Annotated in this window: 22 protein-coding genes and 1 pseudogene; 16 read left to right on the top strand and 7 right to left on the bottom strand. The window is 73.5% G+C overall.

Annotated features, from left to right (window positions below):
• Both MPTA5024_RS39140 and MPTA5024_RS36640 read right to left on the bottom strand, forming a co-directional pair.
• Positions 1-641: pseudogene (locus MPTA5024_RS39140) on the bottom strand (PucR family transcriptional regulator); the annotation flags it as partial.
• Between the two features lie 83 nt (positions 642-724).
• Positions 725-928, bottom strand: a complete 204-nt coding sequence (locus MPTA5024_RS36640) for an EF-hand domain-containing protein (RefSeq protein ID WP_157099921.1) — start codon at positions 926-928, stop codon at positions 725-727.
• A gap of 124 nt (positions 929-1,052) precedes the next feature.
• On the opposite strand from MPTA5024_RS36640, the gene MPTA5024_RS36635 reads away from it, so the two are divergent.
• A complete protein-coding gene (locus MPTA5024_RS36635; RefSeq protein ID WP_036332691.1) occupies positions 1,053-1,721 on the top strand; it encodes a response regulator in 669 nt (222 codons plus the stop codon).
• Between the two features lie 13 nt (positions 1,722-1,734).
• Here MPTA5024_RS36635 and MPTA5024_RS36630 read toward each other — a convergent pair whose 3' ends face one another.
• Together MPTA5024_RS36630 and MPTA5024_RS36625 are read right to left on the bottom strand one after the other, a co-directional pair.
• Positions 1,735-2,850, bottom strand: coding sequence for a cellulose binding domain-containing protein (locus tag MPTA5024_RS36630; RefSeq protein WP_036332689.1), 1,116 nt, complete (start codon positions 2,848-2,850; stop codon positions 1,735-1,737).
• Positions 2,851-2,950: 100 nt separating this feature from the next.
• Positions 2,951-3,895 (bottom strand): ketopantoate reductase family protein, encoded by a 945-nt coding sequence (locus MPTA5024_RS36625; RefSeq protein ID WP_036332687.1) that lies wholly within the window; start codon positions 3,893-3,895, stop codon positions 2,951-2,953.
• A gap of 442 nt (positions 3,896-4,337) precedes the next feature.
• Here MPTA5024_RS36625 and MPTA5024_RS36620 point away from each other — a divergent pair, with 442 nt between their 5' ends.
• From MPTA5024_RS36620 to MPTA5024_RS36555, 14 genes are all read left to right on the top strand, one after another.
• Entirely contained in the window at positions 4,338-5,648 is a 1,311-nt protein-coding gene (locus tag MPTA5024_RS36620; RefSeq protein ID WP_198167613.1) for a cytochrome P450, read from the top strand.
• Between the two features lie 9 nt (positions 5,649-5,657).
• Positions 5,658-6,551 (top strand): terpene synthase family protein, encoded by an 894-nt coding sequence (locus MPTA5024_RS36615; protein ID WP_051459140.1) that lies wholly within the window; start codon positions 5,658-5,660, stop codon positions 6,549-6,551.
• Entirely contained in the window at positions 6,548-8,137 is a 1,590-nt protein-coding gene (locus MPTA5024_RS36610; protein WP_036332683.1) for a hypothetical protein, read from the top strand. Before MPTA5024_RS36615 ends, MPTA5024_RS36610 begins: the two co-directional genes overlap by 4 nt.
• Positions 8,138-8,407: 270 nt before the next feature.
• Positions 8,408-10,621, top strand: a complete 2,214-nt coding sequence (locus MPTA5024_RS36605; RefSeq protein WP_232326805.1) for a sensor histidine kinase — start codon at positions 8,408-8,410, stop codon at positions 10,619-10,621.
• Positions 10,618-11,034 (top strand): roadblock/LC7 domain-containing protein, encoded by a 417-nt coding sequence (locus tag MPTA5024_RS36600; protein WP_036332679.1) that lies wholly within the window; start codon positions 10,618-10,620, stop codon positions 11,032-11,034. The genes MPTA5024_RS36605 and MPTA5024_RS36600 overlap by 4 nt, the downstream gene beginning before the upstream one ends.
• Entirely contained in the window at positions 11,031-11,405 is a 375-nt protein-coding gene (locus MPTA5024_RS36595) for a DUF742 domain-containing protein (RefSeq protein WP_036332677.1), read from the top strand. The genes MPTA5024_RS36600 and MPTA5024_RS36595 overlap by 4 nt, the downstream gene beginning before the upstream one ends.
• On the top strand, positions 11,386-11,973 hold the full coding sequence (locus tag MPTA5024_RS36590; protein WP_036332675.1) for a GTP-binding protein: 588 nt from the start codon (positions 11,386-11,388) through the stop codon (positions 11,971-11,973). The genes MPTA5024_RS36595 and MPTA5024_RS36590 overlap by 20 nt, the downstream gene beginning before the upstream one ends.
• Before the next feature lie 91 nt (positions 11,974-12,064).
• Positions 12,065-12,811, top strand: coding sequence for an ABC transporter ATP-binding protein (locus tag MPTA5024_RS36585; RefSeq protein ID WP_051459111.1), 747 nt, complete (start codon positions 12,065-12,067; stop codon positions 12,809-12,811).
• Complete coding sequence (locus MPTA5024_RS36580) at positions 12,808-13,527, top strand: ABC transporter permease (protein WP_036332673.1); 720 nt, start codon at positions 12,808-12,810, stop codon at positions 13,525-13,527. Before MPTA5024_RS36585 ends, MPTA5024_RS36580 begins: the two co-directional genes overlap by 4 nt.
• 39 nt (positions 13,528-13,566) lie before the next feature.
• The gene (locus tag MPTA5024_RS36575; protein ID WP_157099920.1) at positions 13,567-14,700 is read left to right on the top strand and encodes a sensor histidine kinase; all 1,134 of its coding nucleotides are present in this window, start codon (positions 13,567-13,569) and stop codon (positions 14,698-14,700) included.
• A complete protein-coding gene (locus tag MPTA5024_RS36570; RefSeq protein ID WP_036332671.1) occupies positions 14,697-15,302 on the top strand; it encodes a response regulator transcription factor in 606 nt (201 codons plus the stop codon). Before MPTA5024_RS36575 ends, MPTA5024_RS36570 begins: the two co-directional genes overlap by 4 nt.
• 324 nt (positions 15,303-15,626) lie before the next feature.
• Positions 15,627-16,799: an extracellular solute-binding protein gene (locus MPTA5024_RS36565; RefSeq protein WP_232326799.1), complete on the top strand. Its 1,173-nt coding sequence runs from the start codon at positions 15,627-15,629 to the stop codon at positions 16,797-16,799.
• A gap of 13 nt (positions 16,800-16,812) precedes the next feature.
• The gene (locus MPTA5024_RS36560; protein WP_051459109.1) at positions 16,813-17,736 is read left to right on the top strand and encodes a carbohydrate ABC transporter permease; all 924 of its coding nucleotides are present in this window, start codon (positions 16,813-16,815) and stop codon (positions 17,734-17,736) included.
• Positions 17,733-18,650 (top strand): carbohydrate ABC transporter permease, encoded by a 918-nt coding sequence (locus MPTA5024_RS36555; RefSeq protein WP_084370282.1) that lies wholly within the window; start codon positions 17,733-17,735, stop codon positions 18,648-18,650. The genes MPTA5024_RS36560 and MPTA5024_RS36555 overlap by 4 nt, the downstream gene beginning before the upstream one ends.
• Here MPTA5024_RS36555 and MPTA5024_RS36550 read toward each other — a convergent pair.
• On the bottom strand, positions 18,613-20,220 hold the full coding sequence (locus MPTA5024_RS36550; protein WP_198167612.1) for a glycosyltransferase family 39 protein: 1,608 nt from the start codon (positions 20,218-20,220) through the stop codon (positions 18,613-18,615). The two genes, MPTA5024_RS36555 and MPTA5024_RS36550, sit on opposite strands and share 38 nt — an antisense overlap.
• Before the next feature lie 289 nt (positions 20,221-20,509).
• Between MPTA5024_RS36550 and MPTA5024_RS36545 the strand changes: the two genes are divergently transcribed.
• Positions 20,510-21,322, top strand: a complete 813-nt coding sequence (locus MPTA5024_RS36545; RefSeq protein WP_036332667.1) for a GNAT family N-acetyltransferase — start codon at positions 20,510-20,512, stop codon at positions 21,320-21,322.
• A 115-nt stretch (positions 21,323-21,437) separates the two neighbouring features.
• On the opposite strand, the gene MPTA5024_RS36540 is transcribed toward MPTA5024_RS36545, so the two are convergent.
• Both MPTA5024_RS36540 and MPTA5024_RS36535 read right to left on the bottom strand, forming a co-directional pair.
• Entirely contained in the window at positions 21,438-22,031 is a 594-nt protein-coding gene (locus MPTA5024_RS36540; protein ID WP_036332665.1) for an SH3 domain-containing protein, read from the bottom strand.
• A gap of 201 nt (positions 22,032-22,232) precedes the next feature.
• A partial coding sequence (locus MPTA5024_RS36535; protein WP_036332663.1) for a multicopper oxidase family protein occupies positions 22,233-24,021 on the bottom strand: 1,789 nt, incomplete at its 5' end.

The following is a 24,021-nucleotide window of genomic DNA, read 5'->3' as shown; positions in this document are numbered from 1 at the left end:
TCCAGCGCCTGCGCCCGGCCGGGGCCGGTGGGGTCGGGCACGACGAGGCACGGGCTGCGCCGGTCGAGCCCGGCCAGCACGTCGGGCGGGAGCAGGGACGACGGCGAGCCGTTGTCGCGCTCCTCCAGCGCCACGCCGGCCACCGTCCTGGGCAGCCGCCAGCCCGCGGCCCGCGCCATGTCGGCGACGGCCTCGGGCGACGCGGGGGGCCGGCTCAGCAGCAGGTCGAGCAGGCGGCGCCGGCGCCGCTCCATCTCGCCCGCGGCGTGGGCGCGCGCCTCGCCAAACCCCTCGGCGGCGGCGTCGGCGAGCTGGTCAAGGTAGATGAAGATGGCCTCGCCCAGGTCGTACAGCGTCTGGGGGTCGAGGCCGAGCTCGCCCGCCTGCTCGGTGACCTGCCGCCAGGCCACCCGCGCCCCGAGCCGCATCGCGGTCTGGAACGGCTCGAGGTCGCGGCCCTCGGCGGCCTCGCCGCGCCCGATGGTGCGGAAGACCTCGGGGTCCCAGGGCGCGCGGGGGTTCTCGATGCGCTCCAGGAACCCCTGCAACGCCTCGTTGACCGACAGCCGCAGGACCTTCAGGTAGATCTCGTCCGCCGGGCGCGCGTACTCGGGCACCCGGCGCTGGATCTCCGTGATCATCTGGTCCGCGACGTCGCCAATCCGGGGACGCAGGAGCCTCGCGACACCCGCGGGCACCGCGCCCCAGAGTTCGTCGTCGGCTTTCAGCGCCCGCCCAGCCAGGCGCCGAACTCGTCCAGGTCGATCAGGCCGTCGCCGTCGGCGTCGACCTTGGAGATCGCCCCCTGGGCGCCGTCGATGGTCAGCGGCTCCCCGAGCACCTCCATCAGCCGCACCAGCTCCTCGGCGGAGATCCGCCCGTCCTTGTCGGCGTCGATGAGGTTGAAAGTCACCGCATATTCACTCATGCCGTCCTCCTCCGGGATCGCGGTCAGCACCTTAGCCGATCAGACGCGCTACCCCCAGGCCGTAACCTGGAACCATGGGGGAGGCGGCGGGGACGGGGTTCCGTCCCCCCGCGGGGGAGGCGCGATGACCCGCATCCTGGTCGTGGACGACGAGCCTCAGCTCCTGCGTGCGCTGCGCATCAACCTGGCGGCGCGGCACTACGAGGTGGCCGTGGCGGCCGACGGCGCGGGCGCGCTGCGCCAGGCGGCCGACTGGCATCCCGACCTGATCGTCCTCGACCTCGGGCTGCCCGACCTGGACGGGGTGGAGGTCATCCAGGGCCTGCGGGGCTGGACGAGCGTGCCCATCATCGTGCTGTCCGGGCGGACCGGCGGCGCCGACAAGGTGGACGCCCTGGACGCCGGGGCCGACGACTACGTGACCAAGCCGTTCGGCGTCGACGAGCTGCTCGCGCGGATCCGCGCCGTCACCCGGCGGGTGGGCGGCCAGGAGACCGGCGAGGCCCGCGTCCGGCTGGGGGACGTCGAGGTGGACCTGGCCGGCAAGACCGTCTCCAACGGCGTCCGGCTCACCCCCACCGAGTGGCACCTGCTGGAGATCCTGCTGCGCAACCCCGGCAAGCTGATCAGCCAGCGGCAGCTCCTGACCGAGGTGTGGGGCCCGGCCTACCTGCGCGAGACCCACTACCTGCGGCAGTACCTGGCCCAGCTGCGCCGCAAGCTGGAGCCCGATCCCGGGCGGCCGGTGCATCTGCTGACCGAGCCCGGGATGGGCTACCGCTTCCAGCCCTAGGGAGCCGTCCGGCTCACGACGCGACGCAGCCGGGGACGATGGGCTGGTTGGCGCCGTTCCAGCTCGCCAGGAAGCCGAAGGACGCGGTGGCGCCGCCGGCGAGCGCGCCGTTCCAGCTCACGTTCCGCGCCGTCGCGGTGTCCCCCGACTGGGTGAGCGTGGCGTTCCACGCCTGGCTCACCTGCTGCCCGTTGAGGAAGCGCAGGGTCACGGTCCATCCGTTGACGGGCGTGGACCGGGTGTTCCGCACGGTCACGTCGGCCTGGAAGCCGCCGGGCCACTGACTGGTGATCGTGTACGTCGCCGTGCATCCCGAGGGGGTCGGCTGCGGTGACGGCGTGGGCGTCGGAGTGGGAGTCCGGGTGGGCGTGGGCGACGGCGTGGGGCTTGGCGTCGGCGTGGGCGTGCGGGTCGGTGTGGGGCTGGGGCTGGGCGTGGCGCCCGACAGCAGGGCGGCCAGCGCCGGGTACCACCGGTCCGACATCTTCTGGTCGCCGCTCGCGTTGGGGTGGACGCCGTCGTAGGTGTCGGCCGCCGTGCTGAACCCGGTCCACTGGTCCACCACCACGATCGGGGAGGCCGCCGTGCTCTTGGACGCGGCCCAGGCGGGGATCGCGTCGTTCAGCGCCACCACCCGCCGGCCGCAGTCGGCGCAGTTGCCCGGATTCATCGGGAGGATCTTGGCGACCAGGATCTTCATGTTCGGGTTGTCGGCCCTCATCTGGTCGACGAGCTTGCCGAACGCGGCCGTGATCGTGGCCGGCGACTTGTTGTTCCACACGTCGTTGGTGCCGAAGTGCATCATCACGATGTCGGGGTGGGTGGCCGCCAGCCAGCCGGGGAGCAGGTTCTGGTCCGCGACGTCGGTGGCCAGGTAGCCGCCGTGGCCCTCGTTGTCGCCGTCGTACGGCACCGAGCAGCCCTGCGGGGGCAGCGTGCCGACCATGTCGATCGCCGTGTAGCCGCTGCTCTGCAGCCTGTTCCACAGCAGGGCCCGCCAGCAGCCCGGCGAACCGGTGATCGAGTCGCCGAGCGGCATGATCCGTACCGTGGCCGCCTCGGCCGGCCGGGCGACCAGGAGCCCGAGGACCATGACCAGCGCCGCCAGCACCGCACTTCTCTTCGACATCGCGCCCTCCGTCGTCGGCGGCGATGCTAGGAGCGGGCGGCCCGCCGGCCCAGCGACAGGCCGTCGCGGTGGCGCTGACCTGCGAGGACGCGTGTAACGTTCAGGGCAGCAGCCGCTCCAGCGCCGCCACGTCGAGCGACCCAGGCCGGCCTCCCTCGCGGGCGAGCCGGGTGGCCTCCCGCTGCAGGACGAGGTTCACCGGAGTGGGCACCCCGTGCAGCCGCCCGAGGAGGACGATCTCGCCGTTCAGGTAGTCGACCTCGATCGAGCCGCTGCCCTTCGCCAGGCTCTGCCAGGACGACCCGCCCGGCCGCTCGACCCCGCCGAGCGGCGTCATCTCGACCAGGTCGCCGCGCCGCTCCCGCTCCTCCTCATCGGACAGGAACGGGATGCCGGCGGCGGCGAGGACCGTCTCCCCCTCCTGCCTGGCCCGGCGGCTCACGGCCTCGGTCCCCTCGGCGTGGCCGCACAGCGCCTCGACCGCGTTCCCGAGGTTGCCGAGCAGCTTGCCGTACTTCCAGCGCATCACGTCGGGGACGGCGAAGGCGGCGAAGCGGCTCTTGCCGAGGTCGTCCGCCATCTCCTGGACCAGGTCGTCCACACCCTGTGGATAACGTCCGACGGGGAGCATGCCCGATAACGGCGCGCCGTACGACGCCACGACCCCGGGCTCCAGGTGGAGGGCCGGCATCCACAGGCACATGCCGTACACGCGGGAGAACCGGCGCAGGGCCATGCGCTCGTTCTGCACCGCGTTCTGGGCGCAGACCACCGGGGCGTCGTCCCAGCCCCGCAGGGCCGCCACGGTGTCCTGGGTCTTGGTGGCGACGACCAGCACGTCGCCGTCGCGGACGGGGACGGGCCCGTCCGCCACCGGGATGGGGAGGACCTCCTCGCCGTCAGGGGCGACCAGGCGCAGGCCCCCCGCGCGCAGCTCCTCGTGGTGCGCGCCGCGCGCCACGAGGAGGACGTCGTGTCCGCTCTGGAACAGCCGGCCGCCGATGGTCCCGCCGATGGCGCCGGCGCCGATGACGATGTACCGCATTGCTCGATCCTGGCACGTGGTTCCACCTGCGCGCGCGAGCGAATATGCTGCGTGCGGTTCATTTTCCGCACGTCCCCGAGAGGATCGGCCCCATGTACAAGGAGTTCCTCGGCGAGGTCGTGGTGTGGCTGATCCCCGTCGTCATTCTCGTGGGCATCGCGCTGCTGGTGACCAGTCACGCCTGACGTCATGTCGCGAGGGGGCCGGGCCGATCTGGTCCGGCCCCTTCCGTTTGCCCTGGTCACGGCCGTACCCCTCCCATCAAGACCGGCAAACCCCGCAAAAGGGACAAAACTGTCACTCCCCTGCAATGTTGATCAACACGAATTGATCATGCGATACTTCGCGAATGGCGTGATCGTCATGTGGGGAGCAAGCCGCCATGTCCGTGGATGTTGGTGCCGAACCGGCGCGAAGAGCGCGAACTCTACCCTTTCGCCGCGTGATCCCCGCGATCCTCCGTGATCCCGTGCGGGCCCTGCTCGACATGGGACGGGAGGCCGCCGGCGAGATCGTCAGGGTCAACCTCGGCCCCTTCCGGCCGTACCTGGTCACGCACCCCGACCACCTGCAGCACGTCCTGCGCGGCAACGCCGCCAACTACACGCGCGACGGCGTCTTCTGGCGGCCCCTGCACCGCCTGTTCGGCGACGGCATCATGTCGGACGGCCCCGAGTGGGAGCTGAGCCGCAAGGTCCTTCAGCCGGTGTTCACCGCCAAGCACGTCGAGGCCCTGGCCGGACGGATGGCGGACGCCGTCGCCGAGGGAGTCGACGAGCTGTCGGGCCCGGCGGAGTCGGGCCGGGAGATCGACGTCCCCGAGTCCATGGCGAGGATCGTCAACCGGACGGTCGTGCGGGTCTTCTTCGGCGGCAAGATCGACATGGCGGACGCGGAGCGGCTGGCCCCCGCCTTCGACTCGATCGGCGCCTCGGTCGTGGTCCGCTACCTGCTGCCGTCCGTGCCGTACTCGGTGCGGGTCCCCGGCGACCGGGCCTTCCTGCGGGCCGTCGCCGCGATCGACGACGTCGTGGTGCCGCTGGTGGAACGGCACCGGGGGCGGCCGGACGACGGCGACGACATCTTCTCGGCCCTGTGCCGGGCCCGCGGCCCGGAGGGCGGCGAGGTGAGCGCCCGGTGGATCCGGGACAACCTGGTCGCCATGCTCGCCACCGCGACCGAGACCACGGCCGGCGCGCTGACCTGGCTCTGGCCCCTCCTGGCGGCGCATCCCGAGGTGGCCGGGCGGCTGTACGAGGAGGTCGACCGGGTGGTGGGCCGCGACCGCGTACGGCCGGGACACCTGGCGAGCCTGCCGTACACGGGGCAGGTCGTGCAGGAACTGCTGCGCCTGTACCCGGTGGGCTGGCTGTTCCCCCGGATGGTCGTCGAGCCCGAGGTCGTGGGCGGGGTGCGGCTGGAGGCGGGCGAGACCGTCGTCGTGAGCCCGTACGTCACCCATCGGATGGAGGCGTTCTGGGACCGTCCGGAGGTCTTCGACCCCGGCCGCTTCTCCCGGCGGCGCTCCGAGGGCCGGCACCGGTACGCGTACTTCCCCTTCGGGGGCGGCCCCCACCAGTGCATCGGGATGCACGTCTTCGCGATCGAGGCGCGGCTGATCGTCGCCGGCGTCCTCGCCCGGTTCCGGCCGGTCGCCTGCAGCCCGGAGGTCGCCACGCCCCGGATGGGCGCGTCCCTGCGGCCGCGCCAGCACGTGCGGCTGACCCTGCGCCCGGCCGCGGCGGCGGCGTAGGCCGTGCACGTGACCCACGCGCCCCTGGACGAGGTCGGGGCGGCACTGACGGCCGGGACGGCGGCGGCCGAGGCGGCCCGCGCGCACCGCGACCTGCGGGAGTGCGTCCTGCGCCACCCCGCTCTGTTCCCCGCGCGGCCGTTCGACGCGACGCTGCTGTCCGCGGTCGCGCTCGCGAACGCCTTCGGCTCGCCCGGCGAGACGGCCGAGCGGCTCCGCGTCGCCAACAGGACCGCCCTGTGGATATTCGCGGCCGACTGGCTGCTCGACCACGTGGCCGCCTCGCGCGAGGAGGTGGACGGCCTGGTCGCCGGGTGCCTGCGGGTGGCCGACGGCGGCGAGCCCACGGCGGACCATCCCCTCGGCGGCTTCCTGGCCGAGATCCTGGCCGAGCTGTCCGACGCGCCGGCCTTCGGCCGCCTGCGCCCGGTCTGGCGCGAGGAGCTCGAACGGATGCTCGCCGCGATGGCCCGGGAGTGGGGCTGGAAGACGGCCGCCCGGGAGGGCGCCGCGCTGCCGGGCCTGGACGAGTACCTGGACAACGCCGACAACTTCGGGTCGTCCCTCGTCAACGTCTCGCACTGGATCAGCGGGGGCGTGCCCGCGACGCTGGACCGGCTCGACGACCTGCGGGCCGCGAGCCGCCGCGTGCAGCGGGTGCTCCGGCTGGTCAACGATCTCGCCACCCACCGACGGGACGTGGAGTGGGGCGACCTCAACGCGGTGATGCTCGGCGCCGGCCGGGACGAGATCGCCGAGCTGATCCGGCTGCTCGTCGCCGGCTGCCGGGACCTGCTCGGCCCCCTGAGGGACGCCTGCCCCGGCGACGTGGTCTATCTGGAACGGCAGATCGGGTACAGCATGGGCTTCTACGGCAGCACCGACTACTGGGGCGCGCTGTGAGCCTCGGCGGCCTCGTCTTCCCCAAGGCCGTCGACGCCGCGGCGGCGGCCGACGAGCTGGTGTCCGGGCTCATGTCCCGTCCCTGGGGCACGGTCTCCCCCTCGGTCTACGAGACGGGACGGCTCGTCAGCCTCGCACCCTGGCTGGTCGGCCACGGCGAGCGGCTGGGCTACCTGCTGGCGTCCCAGACGTCCGACGGCCACTGGGGACGGCGCGACGGCTACGGGCTGGTGCCCACGCTGAGCGCGACCGAGGCCCTCCTCCGGGCGGCGGGCCGGGGCGACCCCGGGGCGGAGACGCTGGCGCGGGCGGCCGAGCGCGGGCTCGCCTGGCTGCTGGAGTGGCCGCCGGTGGGCGCCGACCCGTGGCTGCCCGACACCCCGGCCATCGAGCTGATCGTGCCCTCGCTCGTCGACCTGGTGAACGCGCGGCTCGACGGGTTCCGCGAGCCGCCGCTGTCCCACGTCTCCGCCCGGGGACGGCTGCGGCCGCCCGCCGGCCTCGACCCGGGTCCGCTGGCCCGCGTCCGGGCGGGGGTGGCGGCCGGCGCCGAGCTTCCCGAGAAGATGCTGCACGCGCTCGAGGTCGCGGGCGACGCCGCCCGGGGAGCGCGGTCCGTACGGCCCACCCCGATCGGCACGGTCGGGGCCTCGCCCGCGGCCACCGCCGCCTGGCTGGGCGACCGGGCGCTGACGGACCCCGGCGACATGGCCCGCCGGCACCTGGAGGCCGTGGCGCGCCGGCACGGCGGACCGGTGCCCGTAGGGTTCCCCATCACCGTGTTCGAACGCGGCTGGGTGCTGAGCACGCTCGCCCGCGCCGGCATCCCCTTCGACGCCCCGCCCGAGATGGTGGCCGACCTCAGGGCCGCCATCGCCCCGGGCGGCACGGCGGCGGGCGCCGGGCTGCCGCCGGACGCCGACACCACGTCCGTCGCGCTGTACGCCCTCGCTCTGCTGGGCGTGCCGTACGAGCCGGAGAGCCTGTGGGCGTTCGAGACGCCCACGCACTTCTGCACGTGGCAGGGGGAGGAGGGCTCGTCGGTCAGCGTGAACGCCCACGTGCTCGACGCGTTCGGCCAGTATGCCGCCGCCCGCCCGGCCGCCGCCCCGCGCTACGCCGCGGCGGTGGGCGGGCTGGGCGCCTGGCTGTGCGAGCGGCAGCACGCCGAGGGCCGGTGGGACGACCGCTGGCACGCCTCGCCCTACTACGCGACCGCGTCGTGCGCGCTCGCACTGGACGCCTTCGGAGGCCCGGCCGCGCGCGAGGCCGTCCGGAGGGCCGTGCGGTGGACTCTGGAGACCCAGCGTGAGGACGGCTCGTGGGGCCGGTGGGACGGCACCCGGGAGGAGACGGCGTACGCCGTGCAGACGCTGCTGCTCACCCGTACGGGCGAGCGGGTCGAGGAGGCGGCCGCCCGCGGGTACGGCTACCTGCTGCGGGCGGGCGGCGAGGCCGGCGACCCGCCCCTGTGGCACGACAAGGACCTCTACCTGCCAGTGTCGGTCGTCCGCGCCGCCGTGCTGGCCGCCCTCCACCTCGCACAGTCCAACCGACTTGTTGTGGAGCGCTACCGTCAAGTATGATCTCGGCACAGTTTTACTGCTCAATATCAGTATATATTTGAACTTTCAGCTCTGAGGCCCTCCTTTAGCGCCCTTGAGCGTATTTCCGTGCGTTTGCTAGGGTGTCCGAGGCATGGCGCGGCGACAAATGTTGGGCGCCGTCCGCCGCCCCTAGCGATGAGCATTTGTTAATCGCCGGGAAACGCGCCGTGTGGGCTCTCTGTATGTCGCTTGGTGGGTGTTATGCGCTTCCGCAACTCGCGCGTGCGGACCAAAGTCACGGCCTTGATCGTGTCGCTCGCGGCCCTGTGGGCCTTCGCGGCATGGGTGACCCTGCGGGACGGCATCAACCTGGCCTGGGTGGCGGTGTACAACAAGGGCGTCGCGCAGCCGAGCGAGACGCTCCTTCTGGAGCTCCAGCAGGAGCGGCGGATGTCCGTCACGCGGCTCGCCGATCCCGGCCGCGTCAGCCGGAGCGCCCTGGAGGCGCAGCGGGCCCGGACCGACGCCGCGGCGGCGAACTTCCGCCGGCTCGCCGACGGCGGGGACGTGCGGCTGGCCGCGGGGGACGACCTGCGGCAGCGGATCGACCAGGCGTTCCAGCGGCTGAACCAGCTGGGTCCCGGCCGGGACGCGATCGACGCCGGGCACACCGACCGGGCCCAGGCGGTGGCTGCGTACACGGATGTCGCCGACGCGCTTTTCCAGACCTACTACGCGCTCGCGACGCTTCATGACGACGAGATCGCGAAAGACACGAGAACCCTTATCGGTCTTAACTGGGCACGAGAGCTGATATCGCGCGAAGACGCCCTTCTCGCCGGCATCATCGCGGAGGGCCGGTTCACCGGCAGCGAGGCCGCCCAGTTCACGCAGCTCGTGGGCGCCGAGCGCTATTTCATGGCGCAGTCGCAGACGGACCTGGAACAGGCGGACCCGGCCGCGTACGCGCGGCTCAGCAAGAGCGCCGACCTCGCCCGCCTGCACTCGCTGGAGGACCTGGTCTCCCAGCAGGGCCGGCCCGGCGGGTTCGTCCCGGTCACGGGGGAGCAGTGGCAGCAGGCCAGCTCCCGCGCGCTCACCCAGCTCCACGACATCGTCGCCACGGCGGGTGACACCCTGGTCGGCCGGTCGACCCCGGTCGCCGCGGGCGTCATCCTCCGGCTCGTGCTGGCCGGCGTGCTCGGCCTGGTCGCCGTCGTCGCGTCGGTCGTCCTGGCGGTCACGACGGCCCGCACGCTGGTGCGCCAGCTGGAGAAGCTCCGCGCCGCGGCCCTGGAACTTGCCAACGAGCGTCTGCCGGGCGTCGTGGAGCGGCTCGCCCAGGGCGAGAAGGTCGACGTGGCCGCCGAGGCGCCGCCGCTGGAGTTCGGCGGCGACCTGATCGGCCAGGTGGGCGCCGCGTTCAACACCGTCCAGGAGACCGCGATCCGGACGGCCGTCGAGGAGGCCCAGCTCCGGCAGAGCATCCGCGACATCCTGCTCAGCCTGGCCCGGCGCACGCAGTCGCTGGTGCACCGCCAGCTCACGCTCCTCGACGTGATGGAGCGGCGCGAGGCCGACCCGGCGGAGCTGAAGGACCTGTTCCGCATCGACCACCTCGCCACCCGCATGCGGCGCAACGCCGAGAACCTCATCGTCCTGTCGGGCGCCTCGCCCGCCCGGGCCTGGCGCCGTTCGGTGCCGATGGTCGACGTCGTGCGCGGCGCGCTCGCCGAGGTCGAGGACTACACCCGGGTCACCGTCCTGCCCATGGGCCAGGTCGGGTTGACCGGCCGGGCGGTCGGCGACGTGATCCACCTGCTCGCCGAGCTGATCGAGAACGCGGTGTCGTTCTCCCCGCCGTACACGACCGTGCAGGTGGGCGGGCAGTCCGTGGCGAGCGGCTACGCTATCGAGATCGAGGACCGCGGCCTGGGCATGACCCAGGAGGACCTCGACGCGACCAACGAGCGGATCGCGAACCCGCCGGAGTTCAACCTGTCCAGCACCGCGCGGCTCGGCCTCTACGTGGTCAGCCGCCTCGCGGAGCGGCACGGCATCCGCGTCTCGCTCAAGGCGTCCGCGTACGGCGGCACCACGGCGGTGGTCCTGCTGCCGCGCGACCTGGTGATCGAGGCGGGTGAGGAGCTGTCCGGCGAGGACACCGGGCCGCTGCCCGAGCAGGAGAGGGGCGCGCGCAGGATCGCACTCGTCGGCGCGCCCGAGGTGGTCCCCGAGCCCGCCCAGGAGGTGGTGGTTCCCGTGCCCAGTGCCCCAGAGCCGCCGAGGCCCGCGCCTCCGGCCGCCTTCACCCCCGGAGGCCTGCCGCTGCGGGTGCCGCAGGCCAGCCTGGTCCCGGAACTGGCCGACCAGCCGCCGTCCAGGCTCGACGACGAGGACGACCGCCGGTCCCCGGACGACATCCGCAAGATCATGGGATCATTCCAGTCCGGAACCCGCCGGGGCCGGTCGGAAGCCGCCAAGCTGGCGCGCGAAGGGCGTGAAGGGGAGGACGACCAGTGACGAAGACCGGCGCCACGGCGGACCTGGCCTGGCTGCTCGACGATCTGGTGGAGCGGGTGCGCGAGGCCGAGCACGGCATCGTGCTGTCGACCGACGGGCTCCTGCTGGCCGCGTCGGCCGGGCTGCGCCGAGAGGACGCGGAGCACCTGTCCGCCGTCGCCTCGGGCCTGCAGAGCCTGGCCCGCGGCGTCGGGGACCGCTTCCAGGGCGGCCCGGTACGGCAGACGATCATCGAGATGAAGTCGGCCTACCTGCTGGTGACCGTCGCCGGCCAGGGGGCCTGCCTGGCCGTGCTGTGCAGCGGCGACGCCGACGTGGGCCTGGTGGCCTACGAGATGGCCATGCTCGTGGCCCGCGTCGGGCAGTACCTGACCTCTCCCGCCCGGACGACGGGGAACGAGGCCCACCGATGAGCAATGAGGTCAACCCGGACGGGGAGCGTCTCCTCGACGCGCCCACCGTCCGGCCGTACGTGATCGCACGCGGCCGGACCGAGGCGCAGGACAGGTTCGACCTCATCTCGCTCGCGGTGACGGTCCGCCCCACGACGGGCACCGAGATCGGCCTCGACCCCGAGCACCAGGCCATCGTGCGGCTGTGCCGCCGGCCGCTCTCGGTGGCGGAGATCGCGGCGCACCTGGACCTTCCGGCCGGGATCGTCCGGGTCCTCCTCGGCGACCTGTTCGACCGGGGCTTCGTGGCCGTGCAGCAGCCCCAACCGGAGATGGACGTGCTCGACGAGCGGATGTACAAGGCGGTGCTCGATGGCCTTCGGGCGCTCTGACGGCCCCAGGATGCCCACGGCGATCAAGCTGTTGATCGCCGGCGGGTTCGGGGTCGGCAAGACCACGATGGTGGGGGCGGTGTCGGAGATCCGGCCGCTGCGCACCGAGGAGACGCTGACCGACCGCAGCGTGGGCGTCGACGACCTGTCCGGCGTCGAGGAGAAGACCACGACCACCGTGGCGATGGACTTCGGCCGGATCAGCATCGGCGACGACTTCATGCTGTACCTGTTCGGCACCCCCGGGCAGGAGCGGTTCTGGTTCGTGTGGGACGAGCTGGCCCGCGGGGCGCTCGGCGCGGTCGTGCTGGCCGACACCCGGCGGCTCGCCGACTGCTTCCCCTCGGTCGACTACTTCGAGCGGCGCGGCACGCCGTTCGTCGTGGCCGTCAACTGCTTCGAGGGCGCCCCGGTCTTCGAGCTGGACGAGGTCAAGATGGCCCTCAACCTCGGTCCCGACGTCCCCGTCATGCTGTGCGACGCGCGCAGCCGGGAATCGGGCAAGAACGTGCTGATCGCGCTGGTCAAGCACGCCTACGGCCGGCGCCCCTCGGCGGCCGTCGGCTAGGCGGCCCCGTCCGGGACCCGTGACATCCGTCGTGGGCACGTCGTGACGGACGACAGGGGAGCGCGGGCCCCCGGCGGCGCAGGCTTGCCGCATGACGACAAGACACACGGCGGACCCGGAGGACGCGACCGGCCCGGAGTGGGCGGTGGCCGCGCGGGGGCTGCGGAAGAGGTACGGCGCCGTGCGCGCCGTCGACGGGGTGGACCTGCTGATCCCGCGTGGCGAGGTGGTGGCCCTCCTCGGCCCGAACGGCGCGGGCAAGTCGACCCTGGTCGAGATGCTGACCGGCCTGGTCCGGCCGGACGAGGGCGACATCGAGGTCTTCGGCGCCGACCCCGGTGCGGCCGTCAGGTCGGGGTCGGTGGGCGTGATGCTCCAGGAGGCCGGCCTGCTCGACGACGTGACGGTCGGCGAGGTCCTCCGGCTGATCGCGTCCCTGCACCGGGCGCCCCTGCCCGCCGTCGAGGCGATGCGCCGGGCGGGGATCGAGTCGCTGGCGGGCCGCCGGTCGGCCCGGCTGTCCGGCGGCCAGCGGCAGCGTGTCCGCTTCGCCGCGGCGCTCGTGCCCGACCCGGACCTGCTGGTGCTCGACGAGCCGACCGCGGCCATGGACGTGGACGGCCGGCGCGAGTTCTGGGCCGCGATGCGGAGTCTGAGCGAGGCGGGCCGCACCGTCCTGTTCGCTACCCACTACCTGGAGGAGGCCGAGGCGTACGCCGACCGGGTCGTCCTCATGAACGCGGGCAGGGTGGCCGCGGACGGGCCGGTCGCGGAGGTGGCCAGGGGCGGGCTCGACGAGGCGTTCGTCCGGCTGACCTCGGGGGAGGCGACCCGATGAACCCCGCATATCTGGTCTTCGAGATCCGCCGTGTGCTGCGTGACCCGAAGTTCCTGCTGTTCGAGCTCAGCCTGCCGGTGGCGCTGTTCCTGCTGGAGTCCCATCTGTTCGGACGGGACGACGTCGGCCCCGCGTACCTGATGGGCAGTCTCGCGGCCTTCGGCGCCTTCCGCGCGGCGTTCGACACGGGCGCCAGGACGGCGGTCGAGCGCGGCGCCGGCTGGCAGCGGCAGCTGCGCCTGACCCCCCTCACGCGTGGCGGCTACCTGGCGGCGAAGGGAGCGGTCGGGATGCTGACGGCGCTCCCGCCGATCGCCGGCGTGGCCGCGGCCGCCGCGGTCCTGTCCGGCGTCCGCCTGCCCGCGGGCGCCTGGGCGGCGGCCGTGCTCGGCCTGTGGGCGGGCGCCGTGCCGTTCGCATTGCTCGGCCTCCTCATCGGCCAGCTCGCCACGTCCCAGAACGTGCAGGCCTACCAGGGCGGGCTGCTGCTCGTGCTCGCGTTCGCGGGCGGCCTGTTCATCCCGCCCGCCGCGTTCCCCGCCGCCCTGGCGACGGTGGCGAAGGCGCTGCCGACGTACTGGCTGGCGGAGATCGCCCACGGGGCCGCGGGAGGGGACGTGCGCACCGGGACGGCGGTCCTCGTGCTCGGGCTCTACAGCCTCGTCCTGGCCGCGGCCGTGGCCGTCCGGTTCCGGCGCGACGCCGGCCGCCCATGAGCCCGTACTGCGCGACAATTCGTACCAGGGGGTGACCGCATGAGGGAGGGGATCTTCCGGCCGGGGGCGTGGCCGGTCTGGTCCGTGTCCCGTCCCGGGGGAGGCCGCGCGACATGGGTGCGCGGCCTCCTCGCGCTCGCGCTCTTCCTGGCCTGGCCGGTGTGGTCGGCCGTCAAGGCCGCCACCCGTCCCCACGCCGGCCCGCTCCCCGCGGCCGCCGTCGCCGTCCTCCTGCTGTACGGCGCGAGCTGGATCGCCGTCATGGCGTACGGCGCCACCCGGCGGCCCCGGGAGCGGGTGCTGCTGGTCGGCTGGCTGTTCGCGCTCGGCGTCTGCCTGGCCCTGCTCCGGCACGGGGCGCCCGCGTTCGGCCTCCTGGCGTACGCGCTGTCGGCGGCGGTGTGGCTGCTGCCCGCCGTCTGGGCGCTCGCCCTCGCGGCTGCCACGGCGGCGGCGCGGCTGGCCGTGCTGTGGGCGACGGCGGGGGCGGTGCGGTGGAGCGACGCCGTGGCGATCTTCCCGGAGCTCGTGACCCCGGTCGGGGTGGTCCTGCTGGTGCGGCTGGTCGTCCAGCTCGGCCAGGCGCGGGAGGAGATCGAGACGCTGGCGGCGGCGGCGGAGCGGGCTCGCCTGGCCAGGGACCTGCACGACGTCCTCGGCCACACGCTGACCGCGATCACCGTCAAGACCGGCCTCACCCGGCGGCTGCTGGAGAGCGGCGCCGGCCCGCAGGACGCGCTGGCCGAGCTGCGCGACGTCGAACGGCTCTCCCGGGAGGCCCACGCGGAGATCCGCGCCACGATCTCCGGCCACCGCAGGCCCTCGCTCGCCGTGGAGCTCGTGGGGGCGCGGGCGGCCCTGCGCGCCGCCGGGATCGCGGCCGCCCTGCCGTCGTCCGCCGGCCAGGTGTCCCCCGACCTCGACGAACCGTTCTCGTACGTCCTGCGCGAGGCCGTGACGAACGTGATCCGGCACAGCGGCGCCACCCGCTGCGAGGTGCGCGTCGGCGGCTCGTCCCTGGAGGTCAGCGACGACGGCGGGTCGCCGGCGCGGTTCAGCGGACCCGGGAACGGGCTGGCCGGACTGGCCGAGCGGCTGCGGCCGGTCGGCGCCCGGCTCGAGGCCGGACCGCTGCCGGGCGGCGGGTACCGGCTGAGCGCGAGCCGCCCATGATCAGGGTCATGCTCGCCGACGACCAGGCGCTCGTGCGCGGCGCGCTGGCGGCGATGCTCGCGCTGGAGCCCGACATCGAGGTCGTCGCCCAGGTCGCCTCGGGCGACGAGGTCGTCGCGGCCGCCCGGCTGCACCGTCCCGACGTGGCGCTCATCGACGTGCAGATGCCCGGAAAGGACGGCCTGGAGGCGACGGCGGAGCTGCGGGCCGCCGTCCCGGCGTGCCGGGTGGTGATCTGCACGACGTTCGGCCGGCCCGGCTACTTCGCGCGGGCTATGGAGAACGGCGCGGCCGGGTTCGTCGTCAAGGACTCGCCTCCCGAGCACCTGGCCGACACGGTCCGAAGGGTGCACGCCGGACTCCGCGTGGTCGATCCGGCCCTGGCCGCGGAGTCCCTGGCCAGCGGCGTGAGCCCGCTCACCCCGCGCGAACGCGACGTGCTGCGGCAGGCCCGCCGGGGCGGCACCGTCGCTGAGATCGCCCGGGCCCTGCACCTGTCGGGCGGCACGGTCCGCAACCACCTGTCGTCGGCCATGGGCAAGACCGGCGCGAGCACCCGCGCCGAGGCGGCCCTCATCGCCGACGAGCGCGGCTGGCTCTGACCCCGCCGGTGGGCCGGCGCACGTCTCCTCCGCGCCGCCGCGCGGCTCTCCGGGACGTCCGGATCCCGGTCTCAGCGGCCCTCCGCGCCTACGCGTAACAGCTCAACAACAGCCGTTGATCTGACGGAAAGCCCACTGTAACGTCTGCGGCATCGCAGAAACTATCGGACATGTGCCGAAAGTTTCGACATCCAGGAGGGAACGACCGTGAAGGTGTGTCGGCGAAGTGCGGCGCTGGTGGCGGCGTCGGCACTGATCCTCGGGGGCTGTGGCAGTACAGGGGGCAACAACTCCGGCGGGAGCGGCAGCTCGGCCGGATCAAAGGTGACGGTCGAGTTCTGGAACATCTGGACCACCGAGCCCATGAAGACGTATGGCGCCAATGCGATCAAGGAGTTCGAGGCTCAGCACCCGAACATCACGATCAAGAACGTCGCGACGGAGAACGAGGCGTTCAAGTCCAAGATCACGACATTGACGCAGTCGGGCAAGGCCCCGGACGTGTACCAGACCTGGGGCGGCGGCGTGCTGAAGCAGCAGGTCGACGCCGGCCTGGTGAAGGACCTGTCGGGGGACGCGGGCTCCTGGCTCGGGACCTTCACCGACGCCGCGATGGCGGCCTACCAGGTCGACGGCAAGCCCTACGCGGTCCCGGAAGACATCGGCATGGTCGGCTTCTGGTACAACAAGGCGCTGTTCAAGAAGGCGGGCATCGCCGACGCTCCCGGCACGTGGAGCCAGCTCATCGACGACGTCAAGAAGCTGAAGGCGGCCGGCATCACCCCGATGGCCCTGGCGGGCAAGGACAAGTGGCCCGGCCACTACTACTGGGCCTACCTGGCCATGCGGATCGGCGGCCTCGACGCCCTCAAGCAGGCGGGTGAGACCAAGGACTTCACCGGTCAGCCGTTCGTGGAGGCGGGGCAGAAGCTCAAGGAGCTGGCCGACCTCCAGCCGTTCCAGAAGGGCTACCTCGGCGCCGCGTACGACAAGCCGGACGGCCAGGCGGCGACCATGGGCAACGGCAAGGCCGCGATGGAGCTGATGGGCCAGTGGGCGCCCTCCGTCGAGAAGTCCTCTGGCAAGGGCATCGGCGACGACCTGGGCTTCTTCCCCTTCCCTGCGGTCGACGGCGGCAAGGGCTCGGTGACCGACGCGTTCGGCGGCGGCGGCGGCTTCGCGATCGGCGCGGACGCGCCGGCGGAGGCGCTGGAGTTCCTGAAGTTCCTCACCGAGAGCAACGAGCACCGCAAGGCCGTCCAGACCGGCGGCGTGCTCCCCGTGCTCAAGGGTGAGGAGGACGCGGTGACCGACCCGAACCTCTCGGTGGTCGCCAAGAACCTCGCGTCGGCGACGGGCTTCCAGCTCTACCTCGACCAGGCGTACCCCCCGGCCGTCGGCCAGGAGGTCAACGACAGCGTGGCCGAGCTGATCGCGGGGACCAAGACGCCGGAGCAGGTGGCGCAGGCCATCACCGAGACGGCGAAGTCGGAGTAACCGCGGAGTGGAGATGACGCGACCCCGGAGCCGTGGCAGGCTCCGGGGGTTCACCACTGTCCTGCTGTTCCTGCTCCCGGCTCTGGTGCTGTTCCTGCTGCTGGTGGTGGCGCCGATCGCGGTGGCCATGTACACCAGCTTCTTCAAGTGGAACGGCCTGCGGGGGCTGCCCACGGACTTCCTTGGGCTGGACAACTACACCCGGGCCTTCTCTGATCCGGTGTTCCTCGGGGACCTGTGGCACGGCGGGGTCCTGATCGTGCTGTCGCTGCTCGTGCAGCTGCCGATGTCGCTCGGCCTGGCCCTGCTGCTCAACCAGCGGCTACGCGGCCGGGCGTTCTACCGGCTGCTGTTCTTCGCCCCGTACGTCCTGTCGGAGGCGATCACGGCCGTCCTCTTCACGATGATCCTTTCGCCGGACGAGGGCCTGGCCAACCAGATCTTGGAGAGCATCGGGCTCGGCGGCCTGGAGTGGTTCGCCGAACCGTCGACCGTCCTGCTGTCGATCTTCGTGGTCATGACCTGGAAGTACTTCGGCTTCCACATGATCCTTTACCTTGCCGGGCGCCAGGGCATCCCGGAGGAGCTGATCGAGGCCGCCAAGATCGACGGCGCGGCCGGCTGGAAGGTGTTCCGCCACGTCACGCTGCCGCTGCTCGGGCCCACGATCCGGATCAGTGTGTTCCTGTCCGTCATCGGCGCCATCCAGCTCTTCGACCTGGTGTGGATCATCACGGACGGCGGGCCGTCCCACGCGTCCGAGACCATGGCCGTGACGATGTTCCAGTTCGGCTTCAAGCGCTTCCAGGTGGGCTACGCCAGCGCGATCAGCGTGGTGATCTTCCTCATCAGCCTCGTGTTCGCCCTCCTCTACCAGAGATACGTCATGCGCCGCGACCTCGAAGGAGCGACGACCGTGCTGCGAGACCAGCGATGACCGGGCAGACCCAGGTGCGACGGGGGGCCGACCGGGGGCCGGCCCGGCGGCCGCCCGAGGCCGGTCCGCGCGCCCACGCGCGCCCCAACCCGCGCAACCGGACGCGGTCGATCTCGCTGCACGCCATCGTGGTGGTGGTCGGCGCGTTCGTCCTCGTCCCGCTGCTGTACGGCGTGATCGGCGGGTTCAAGAACACCCAGCAGCTGTCGACGAACCCGTTCGGACTGCCCTCGCCCTGGGTGCCGGGGAACTACACGAGCGTCCTGTCCTCGGGCTCGTTCTGGCGGGAGCTGTGGAACAGCACGTTCATCGCCGTCGCGACGACCGTGCTGGTCGTGGCCGTGTCGGCGATGGCGGCCTTCATCTTCGCCCGCTTCTCCTTCCGGGGGCGGGAGTTGCTGTTCACGCTGTTCGCGGCCGGGCTGATGTTCCCGTTCGCGGTGGCGATCCTGCCGCTGTTCGTGCTGCTGCGGATGTTCGGGCTGCTCGACAACCCCCTCGGCGTGATCCTGCCGCAGGCGGCGTTCGGGCTGCCGATGACGATCATCATCCTGCGCGGCTTCTTCCGGGCCATCCCCGGGGAGATCGAGGAGGCGGCGACGCTCGACGGATGCACGGCGTTCGGCTTCTTCTGGCGGATCCTGCTGCCGATGGCGAGACCCGCGCTCGCGACGGTGTCGGTGCTCGCGATCGTCGCCAGCTGGAACAACTTCATGCTCCCGCTGGTCGTCTTCAACGACCCCAACTGGTGGACGATCCCCCTGGGCGTCCAGCAGTTCCAGGGCCAGTACGCCTCGGACACCGCGCGCATCCTCGCGTACATCGTGATCGCCATGATCCCGGCCCTCGGCTTCTACGCCGTGGCCGAGCGCCAGCTCATCGGCGGGCTGACGGCGGGGGCGATGAAGGGCTGACGGCCGTCCCCTTCCGGACGTAGAGCCGGACGGCGTAGCCGAGGACGCGGACGAACATCCGCCGGTTGTAGTGCTCGCGGAGCAGCAGCCGCTTGGCGGTGTCGGGGCCGGAGGACAGGTCGGCGTCGCGCGGGTGCGACCGGCTGACGACCCACACCCGGGGCGCGTCCGCCAGGGACGCCTCGATCCGCTCCGGCGGCAGCTCACGGCCGGCCAGGGTCCCGGACGCGGCGCCGGACACCCGCAGCGCGGCGTCCCGGGTCCGCCGGAAGGCGTCCGGGTACGCCTCCGCGACCAGGCGGCGGACCGACGGCAGGAACAGCACGGCGTCCCCCGGGCGCGCTCCCGCCGCGACGATCCGGGCCGCGGCCGCCGGGTCGTCCGTACGGCTGTCCACCCTCCTGACCTGCTGCTGCACGGGCAGCGCCGGCACGACCAGGAGGGCCAGGAGCGCGGCCGCGATCCCGAGCCGCGCGGCGAGGGGACGGGCGAGCCGGGCCGCGGCGACGACGCCCGCCCCGGCGAGCGGCGCGAGTCCGGCGACGGCGTACAGGACGTACCGCTCCTGGTAGAAGGGGTGAACCTGGGAGACCGCCAGCAGCACGGCGGGCGGCAGCAGGGCGAGAGGCGCCGCGACGAGCGGCAGCGTCAGGGCCGGCCCCCGCTCCGCGTCCTCCGCCTCCCGGGTTGCCGGACGCCGGGCGGTGAAGACGGTGAGGACGGCGAGCACGGACAGCAGGGCCGTCACCGCCAGCGGGAGGCCGGTGCCCGTGAAGCGGGTGACCAGGGCCTCCACCTCGGGCCACCCGGGCCGCTCCAGCCAGGCGACCTGGGCCCGCTGCCCGAAGCTCACCCGGGCCACCGGCAGGACCGCGAGCAGCGCCGCCGCGCAGGCGCAGGCCCACCGCGCGAGGGTCCGCGCGCCCACCCGGCCCGCGACGAGCGTCACGCCGTGGGCCGCGAGGGCCAGGGCGGCGAAGAGGTTGAGCAGGCAGGCCAGGGCGACGGCCGCCGCGTACGCGGCCCACCGGCCCGCACGGTCAGGCCGGTCCGCGGCCCTGACCAGCAGGAACGTGGCGAGCACCACGGCCGCCGTCACCAGCGCGTACGACCGGCCCTCCTGGGCGTAGTAGCCGACGACCGGGGCGGTCGCGTAGACCAGCCCGGCGGCGAGGCCGGTCGCGGGCGAGCCGAGCCGCCTGCCGAGGGCGGCGACGCCGCAGGCCGCCGCGGCCGTTCCCGCGACGGACGGCAGCCGGATCAGCACCTCGGCCGGGATCGAGCCCCCGCCGAGCCCCAGAAGGGGGTGGACGAGCAGGTAGTAGAGGCCGTGCACCGCGTCCACGTGCCCAAGGGTCCGCCACAGCTCGGGCAGCGAGCGCCCGGCGATGGCGAACGTCGTCGCCTCGTCCTGCCACATCGACCCGCGGTCGATTCCCCAGGCGCCCGCGACGAGCGCCACCAGGGCCGGTACGGCGAGCACCGCCCAGCCCGCCCACCACCGGGCCGCCCTGGCCGCCGCCCGCCGCCGGTGAGGCGGCGTCCGGGGCGCGGGCGTGCCGGAGGACACGGCGCCGGGGCCGGTCGTTCGCGAGGCCGTGCCGGTGGGATCCGCGGCCGGAACCGTCGAGGTCGTGGCGGTGGGATCCGTGGCGGGGACGGCCGAGGTCGTGCTGCTGGAATCCGTTGCGGGCGATCCGCCCCTCACGCCGACGACGTCCATGGCCCCCCGCTCGTCCCGCTGGTACGCCCGATCCGCTACCCCTCGCGACTCATCGAATCCCCCGGCGGGACAAGAGCCGGTTAACGGGTCCTAGTGTTGGCCGAACGGTACGCAAACAGCCAGGTGAGGAGTCCAGGTGGGGGAGTCGGTCGTACGCGTCGCGCGGGACGGGGACATGGCGGCCGTCCGGGAGGTGGCCTCGGCCTTCGCGCTCCTGGACGACTGGACCGGCACGACGGACTTCCTCGACGCCGAGCGCGCCTTCGGGACCCTGCTCGTCGGGGAGGCGGACGGCCGGATCGCCGGCTTCGGCGGGGCGCTGCGCAGGGGAGGGCTGACGCACCTGGGCGACCTGTTCGTGCTGCCCGCCCACCAGTCGTCCGGCGTGGGGCGGGAGATCCTTCGCCGGCTGCTGCCGGTGGACGCGCCGCGGGTGACGTTCGCGTCGTCGGACCCGCGGGCCCTGGCGCTGTACGTCCGGCAGGGCATGCGCCCAGTGTGCCCGCTGCTCTACCTGACCGGCCCGTCCGCGGACGGGCCGCGCGACGACCTGCACGAGGCGGCCGGGGACGTGGAGGAGGCGTCGTCGCTGGACGCCCGGGTGTCCGGAGGGGACCGGTCCGAGCCGCTGGCGTGGTACGCCGGAGTGCCGGGGGTCTCGCTGCACACCACGGCGGGCGGCTACGCGTTCGCGCGCAGGGCGGCCGGCAGCCTGGAGGTGGGACCGGCCGGCGGCGAGACCCCGCACGACTGTGTGGAGGCGGTGCGCGCGGCCGTCGCCGCGCATCCGGGGGCCGGTCGGGTCCGGGTCGCGGTGCCGGGGGTCCACCCGCTGCTTCCCCTCCTCCTGGAGGACGGCTGGCGGATCGGGGACATGGACACGTTCATGGCGACCGATCCCGGGCTCGTGCGGCTCGACCGCTACGTGCCCCACCCCGACCTCGGGTAGTGCCCGCGGCCGGTTCCGGGGATCCCCGCCCCCGGCGGGAGGACGCCGGAGGCGGGGACCGGGGGAGGATGGCCGCACTCGCCACCAGGGGGTAACGGCGAGGGCCGCCGGTGGCTCAGGAGAGCTTGCGCAGATAGTGGGCGGAGGCCCAGCCGGGCCTGCCGCCGGACGAGTCGACCGCCACCCAGCCGTTGAACGGGTCGCAGCCGCCGGCCACCCGGCCGTCCGACGCCCGCAGCGTGCCGATGGGGTGGTAGGGCAGCCCCGGTCCCCTGCGGACGTTGAGGAAGCTCCCCGCGCCCACCCCGGCGACCCGGTAGGCGCACGACAGGCTCGGCCGGATGAACACGCTCGGCTGGGCGAGCGCCAGCCTGTGCAGGTAGCGGGCCGCGGCCCAGCCGTCCGTGCCGCCCGACGCCCGGACCGGCACCCAGCCGCCGGAGGCCGAGCACGCGCCCGCGAAGCGGCCGTCGGACACCCGGAGCGTGCCGACGGGGTGGTAGCGCAGCCCTGGGCCGTGCCGCACGTGGAGATAGCTGGAGGGCTGGACGCCGTGCACGCGGTAGGTGCACGAGAGCGTCTGCGCCTCGACGTCCGGCTCCGGGCGGGCCCGGCTCGCGCCCTGTGCCGCGGGTGGGACGGCGACGACGAGCGATCCCGCGGCGGCGCAGGCCGCCATCGCGGGGACGATCCGGTGGGCGAGTGTCACGATGTCTCCTTCCGGTCCTGATCGCTTGCTTGGCGGGACCCGGCCTGTGATGCTCACCCTAAGTTTTGCTCTGATTACCCTTCGTTTACACCCGGTCCGGCGGACAGCGCGATTCTTTACTTGGCGCCGGACCGAAATGGCGTGTCGTATTCGGAAATCTCTCTGCCGAGCCTGCGCTTCCCGGGCTTCGCGCCCGCCGCGTCATCCGCCGTGCGCGCCGTGGAAGGGCGTGCCGACCCCCTCGTACGCCAGGTGGAGGACCATGCCCTGGTCCGCGTGCCCCAGGTTGTGGCAGTGGTTCATCCACAGGCCGGGGTTGTCGGCCCGGAAGGCCACCTCCCACACCTCGCCCGGCCGTACGTCGAACGTGTCGAGCCAGAGCGGGCTGCCGGTGGGGGCGTGCCCGTTCCTGGAGAGCACGAGCACCCGGTGGCCGTGCAGGTGCCACGGATGGGTGTCGCTGCCGCGGTTGACCACCGTGAACCTCACCAGGTCGCCCTCCGCCACGGTCTGCGGCGGGATGTCGGGGAAGGCGTCCCCGTTGACCGTGTACGCGTACAGCGGCCTGCCGCCCGCGAGGGACAGCCCCCTGTCGAGCACGAGCGTGAACCGCCGGTCGGCCGGGGTCCGGGCCGTGAAGGGGGTGGGGGCCGGCGTGCCGTACCGGGTCAGGTCGAGCTCGGGCCAGGACGCCCCGTCGGCGCCGGGGCTCGGGCCCGTGGCCGCGGCCCCGCTGGAGAGGGTGAGGGCCACCGTGCGGTCGTCGACCCGCAGCACCACGGGCCCGGCGGCCGGCATGGTGAAGGCGAGGTCGTACCGTCCGCCCGCGGCCAGCCGGAGGGCCGACCGGGTGAGGACGCCCGGCTCGTGCAGGTCCGCGCCGTCCACCGCCACCAGCCGGTACGGCGTGCCCGCGAGCGTGAACCGGTGCGGGTCGTTGTCGGTGTCGATCAGGCGCAGCCGTACGGCGGTGCCGGGGGCCACCGTCTGCTCGATCGGCCGGTCGTGGTCGCCGGTGACGGTCGCGCCCGCGAACGTGTGCACGGGCAGCGTGAGGTCGAGCCCGGCAGGGGCCGCCGCGCGCGGGGTGACCACGAGCGTCCCGTAAAGGCCCATGCGGACGCCCAGGTCGGACACCTCGTGGGTGTGGTACCAGAACGTGCCGGCCTGCTCGGCGCGGAACCGGTACACGAACTCCTGCCCCGGCATGACGGCCTCCTGGGTCAGGCCGGGGACGCCGTCCTCGCCGGACGGCACGTCGTAGCCGTGCCAGTGCAGGGTCACGCCGGCGGAGATGTCGGCGTTGCGCAGCCGCACCTCGACCAGGTCGCCCTGGACGGCCGTGATCGGCGGGCCGGGGACGCGGCCGTCGAAGGTCCAGGCGGAGACGCGCCGTCCCGACGACAGCGTCACGGTCGCGGTTCGGGCGGTGAGGGTGAACCGGCGCACCGCGCCCCCCTGGTCGGGGGTGTCCGGCCCGCGCAGCTCGGTGACCGACCGCGTCGGGCCCTGGTGACCGGCATGGCCCATCGCGCTCATGTCCCCCATGGCGCTCATACCGCTCATGCCGCCCGTATCGCCCGGGTCGTGGCCGCTCACGGCCGCCGCCCCGGTGCCGAGAGGGAGGACGCCGAGGACCACCCCGGCGACGCCGGCCAGCGCGACCGCGGCCGAGGCCGTACGCAGCCCGGGGACCCGGCCGGAGACGGCCCGCCAGGTCACCAGGACGGCGCCGGCGACCACGGCCGCCAGGACGAGGCCGGTGCTCCACGTGGCCGGGTACCCGAGCAGGAAGGTCTGGACGGGCCCGGCCGCCGCCGCGTATCCCGTTCCCAGAAGGGGCACGACGACGGCCGGCGCCCCGGCGGCCTCCGCCGGGCCCCCGCGGACGGCGGCGAGCAGCCGGGGCGCGGCGAGGACGCCCGCGACGAGCGCCCCCGCGACCAGCAGGGGAAGGCCGAAGACGACCTTCTCCTGGACGAACCACCAC

It is taken from the genome of Microbispora sp. ATCC PTA-5024, from assembly GCF_000511135.2.
GTDB classification, from domain to species: Bacteria; Actinomycetota; Actinomycetes; order Streptosporangiales; family Streptosporangiaceae; genus Microbispora; species Microbispora corallina.
The sequence above is the reverse complement of the archived record's forward strand: the minus strand, read 5'-3'. Positions and strand labels throughout refer to the sequence as shown.

What these genes read in the sequence shown, in the direction of transcription:
- MPTA5024_RS36640 (WP_157099921.1), bottom strand. Translation starts at nt 928, where the DNA reads ATGAGTGAATATGCGGTGACTTTCAACCTCATCGACGCCGACAAGGAC.
- MPTA5024_RS36635 (WP_036332691.1), top strand. Translation starts at nt 1,053, where the DNA reads ATGACCCGCATCCTGGTCGTGGACGACGAGCCTCAGCTCCTGCGTGCG.
- MPTA5024_RS36630 (WP_036332689.1), bottom strand. Translation starts at nt 2,850, where the DNA reads ATGTCGAAGAGAAGTGCGGTGCTGGCGGCGCTGGTCATGGTCCTCGGG.
- MPTA5024_RS36625 (WP_036332687.1), bottom strand. Translation starts at nt 3,895, where the DNA reads ATGCGGTACATCGTCATCGGCGCCGGCGCCATCGGCGGGACCATCGGC.
- MPTA5024_RS36595 (WP_036332677.1), top strand. Translation starts at nt 11,031, where the DNA reads ATGAGCAATGAGGTCAACCCGGACGGGGAGCGTCTCCTCGACGCGCCC.
- MPTA5024_RS36590 (WP_036332675.1), top strand. Translation starts at nt 11,386, where the DNA reads ATGGCCTTCGGGCGCTCTGACGGCCCCAGGATGCCCACGGCGATCAAG.
- MPTA5024_RS36585 (WP_051459111.1), top strand. Translation starts at nt 12,065, where the DNA reads ATGACGACAAGACACACGGCGGACCCGGAGGACGCGACCGGCCCGGAG.
- MPTA5024_RS36580 (WP_036332673.1), top strand. Translation starts at nt 12,808, where the DNA reads ATGAACCCCGCATATCTGGTCTTCGAGATCCGCCGTGTGCTGCGTGAC.
- MPTA5024_RS36575 (WP_157099920.1), top strand. Translation starts at nt 13,567, where the DNA reads ATGAGGGAGGGGATCTTCCGGCCGGGGGCGTGGCCGGTCTGGTCCGTG.
- MPTA5024_RS36570 (WP_036332671.1), top strand. Translation starts at nt 14,697, where the DNA reads ATGATCAGGGTCATGCTCGCCGACGACCAGGCGCTCGTGCGCGGCGCG.
- MPTA5024_RS36560 (WP_051459109.1), top strand. Translation starts at nt 16,813, where the DNA reads ATGACGCGACCCCGGAGCCGTGGCAGGCTCCGGGGGTTCACCACTGTC.
- MPTA5024_RS36555 (WP_084370282.1), top strand. Translation starts at nt 17,733, where the DNA reads ATGACCGGGCAGACCCAGGTGCGACGGGGGGCCGACCGGGGGCCGGCC.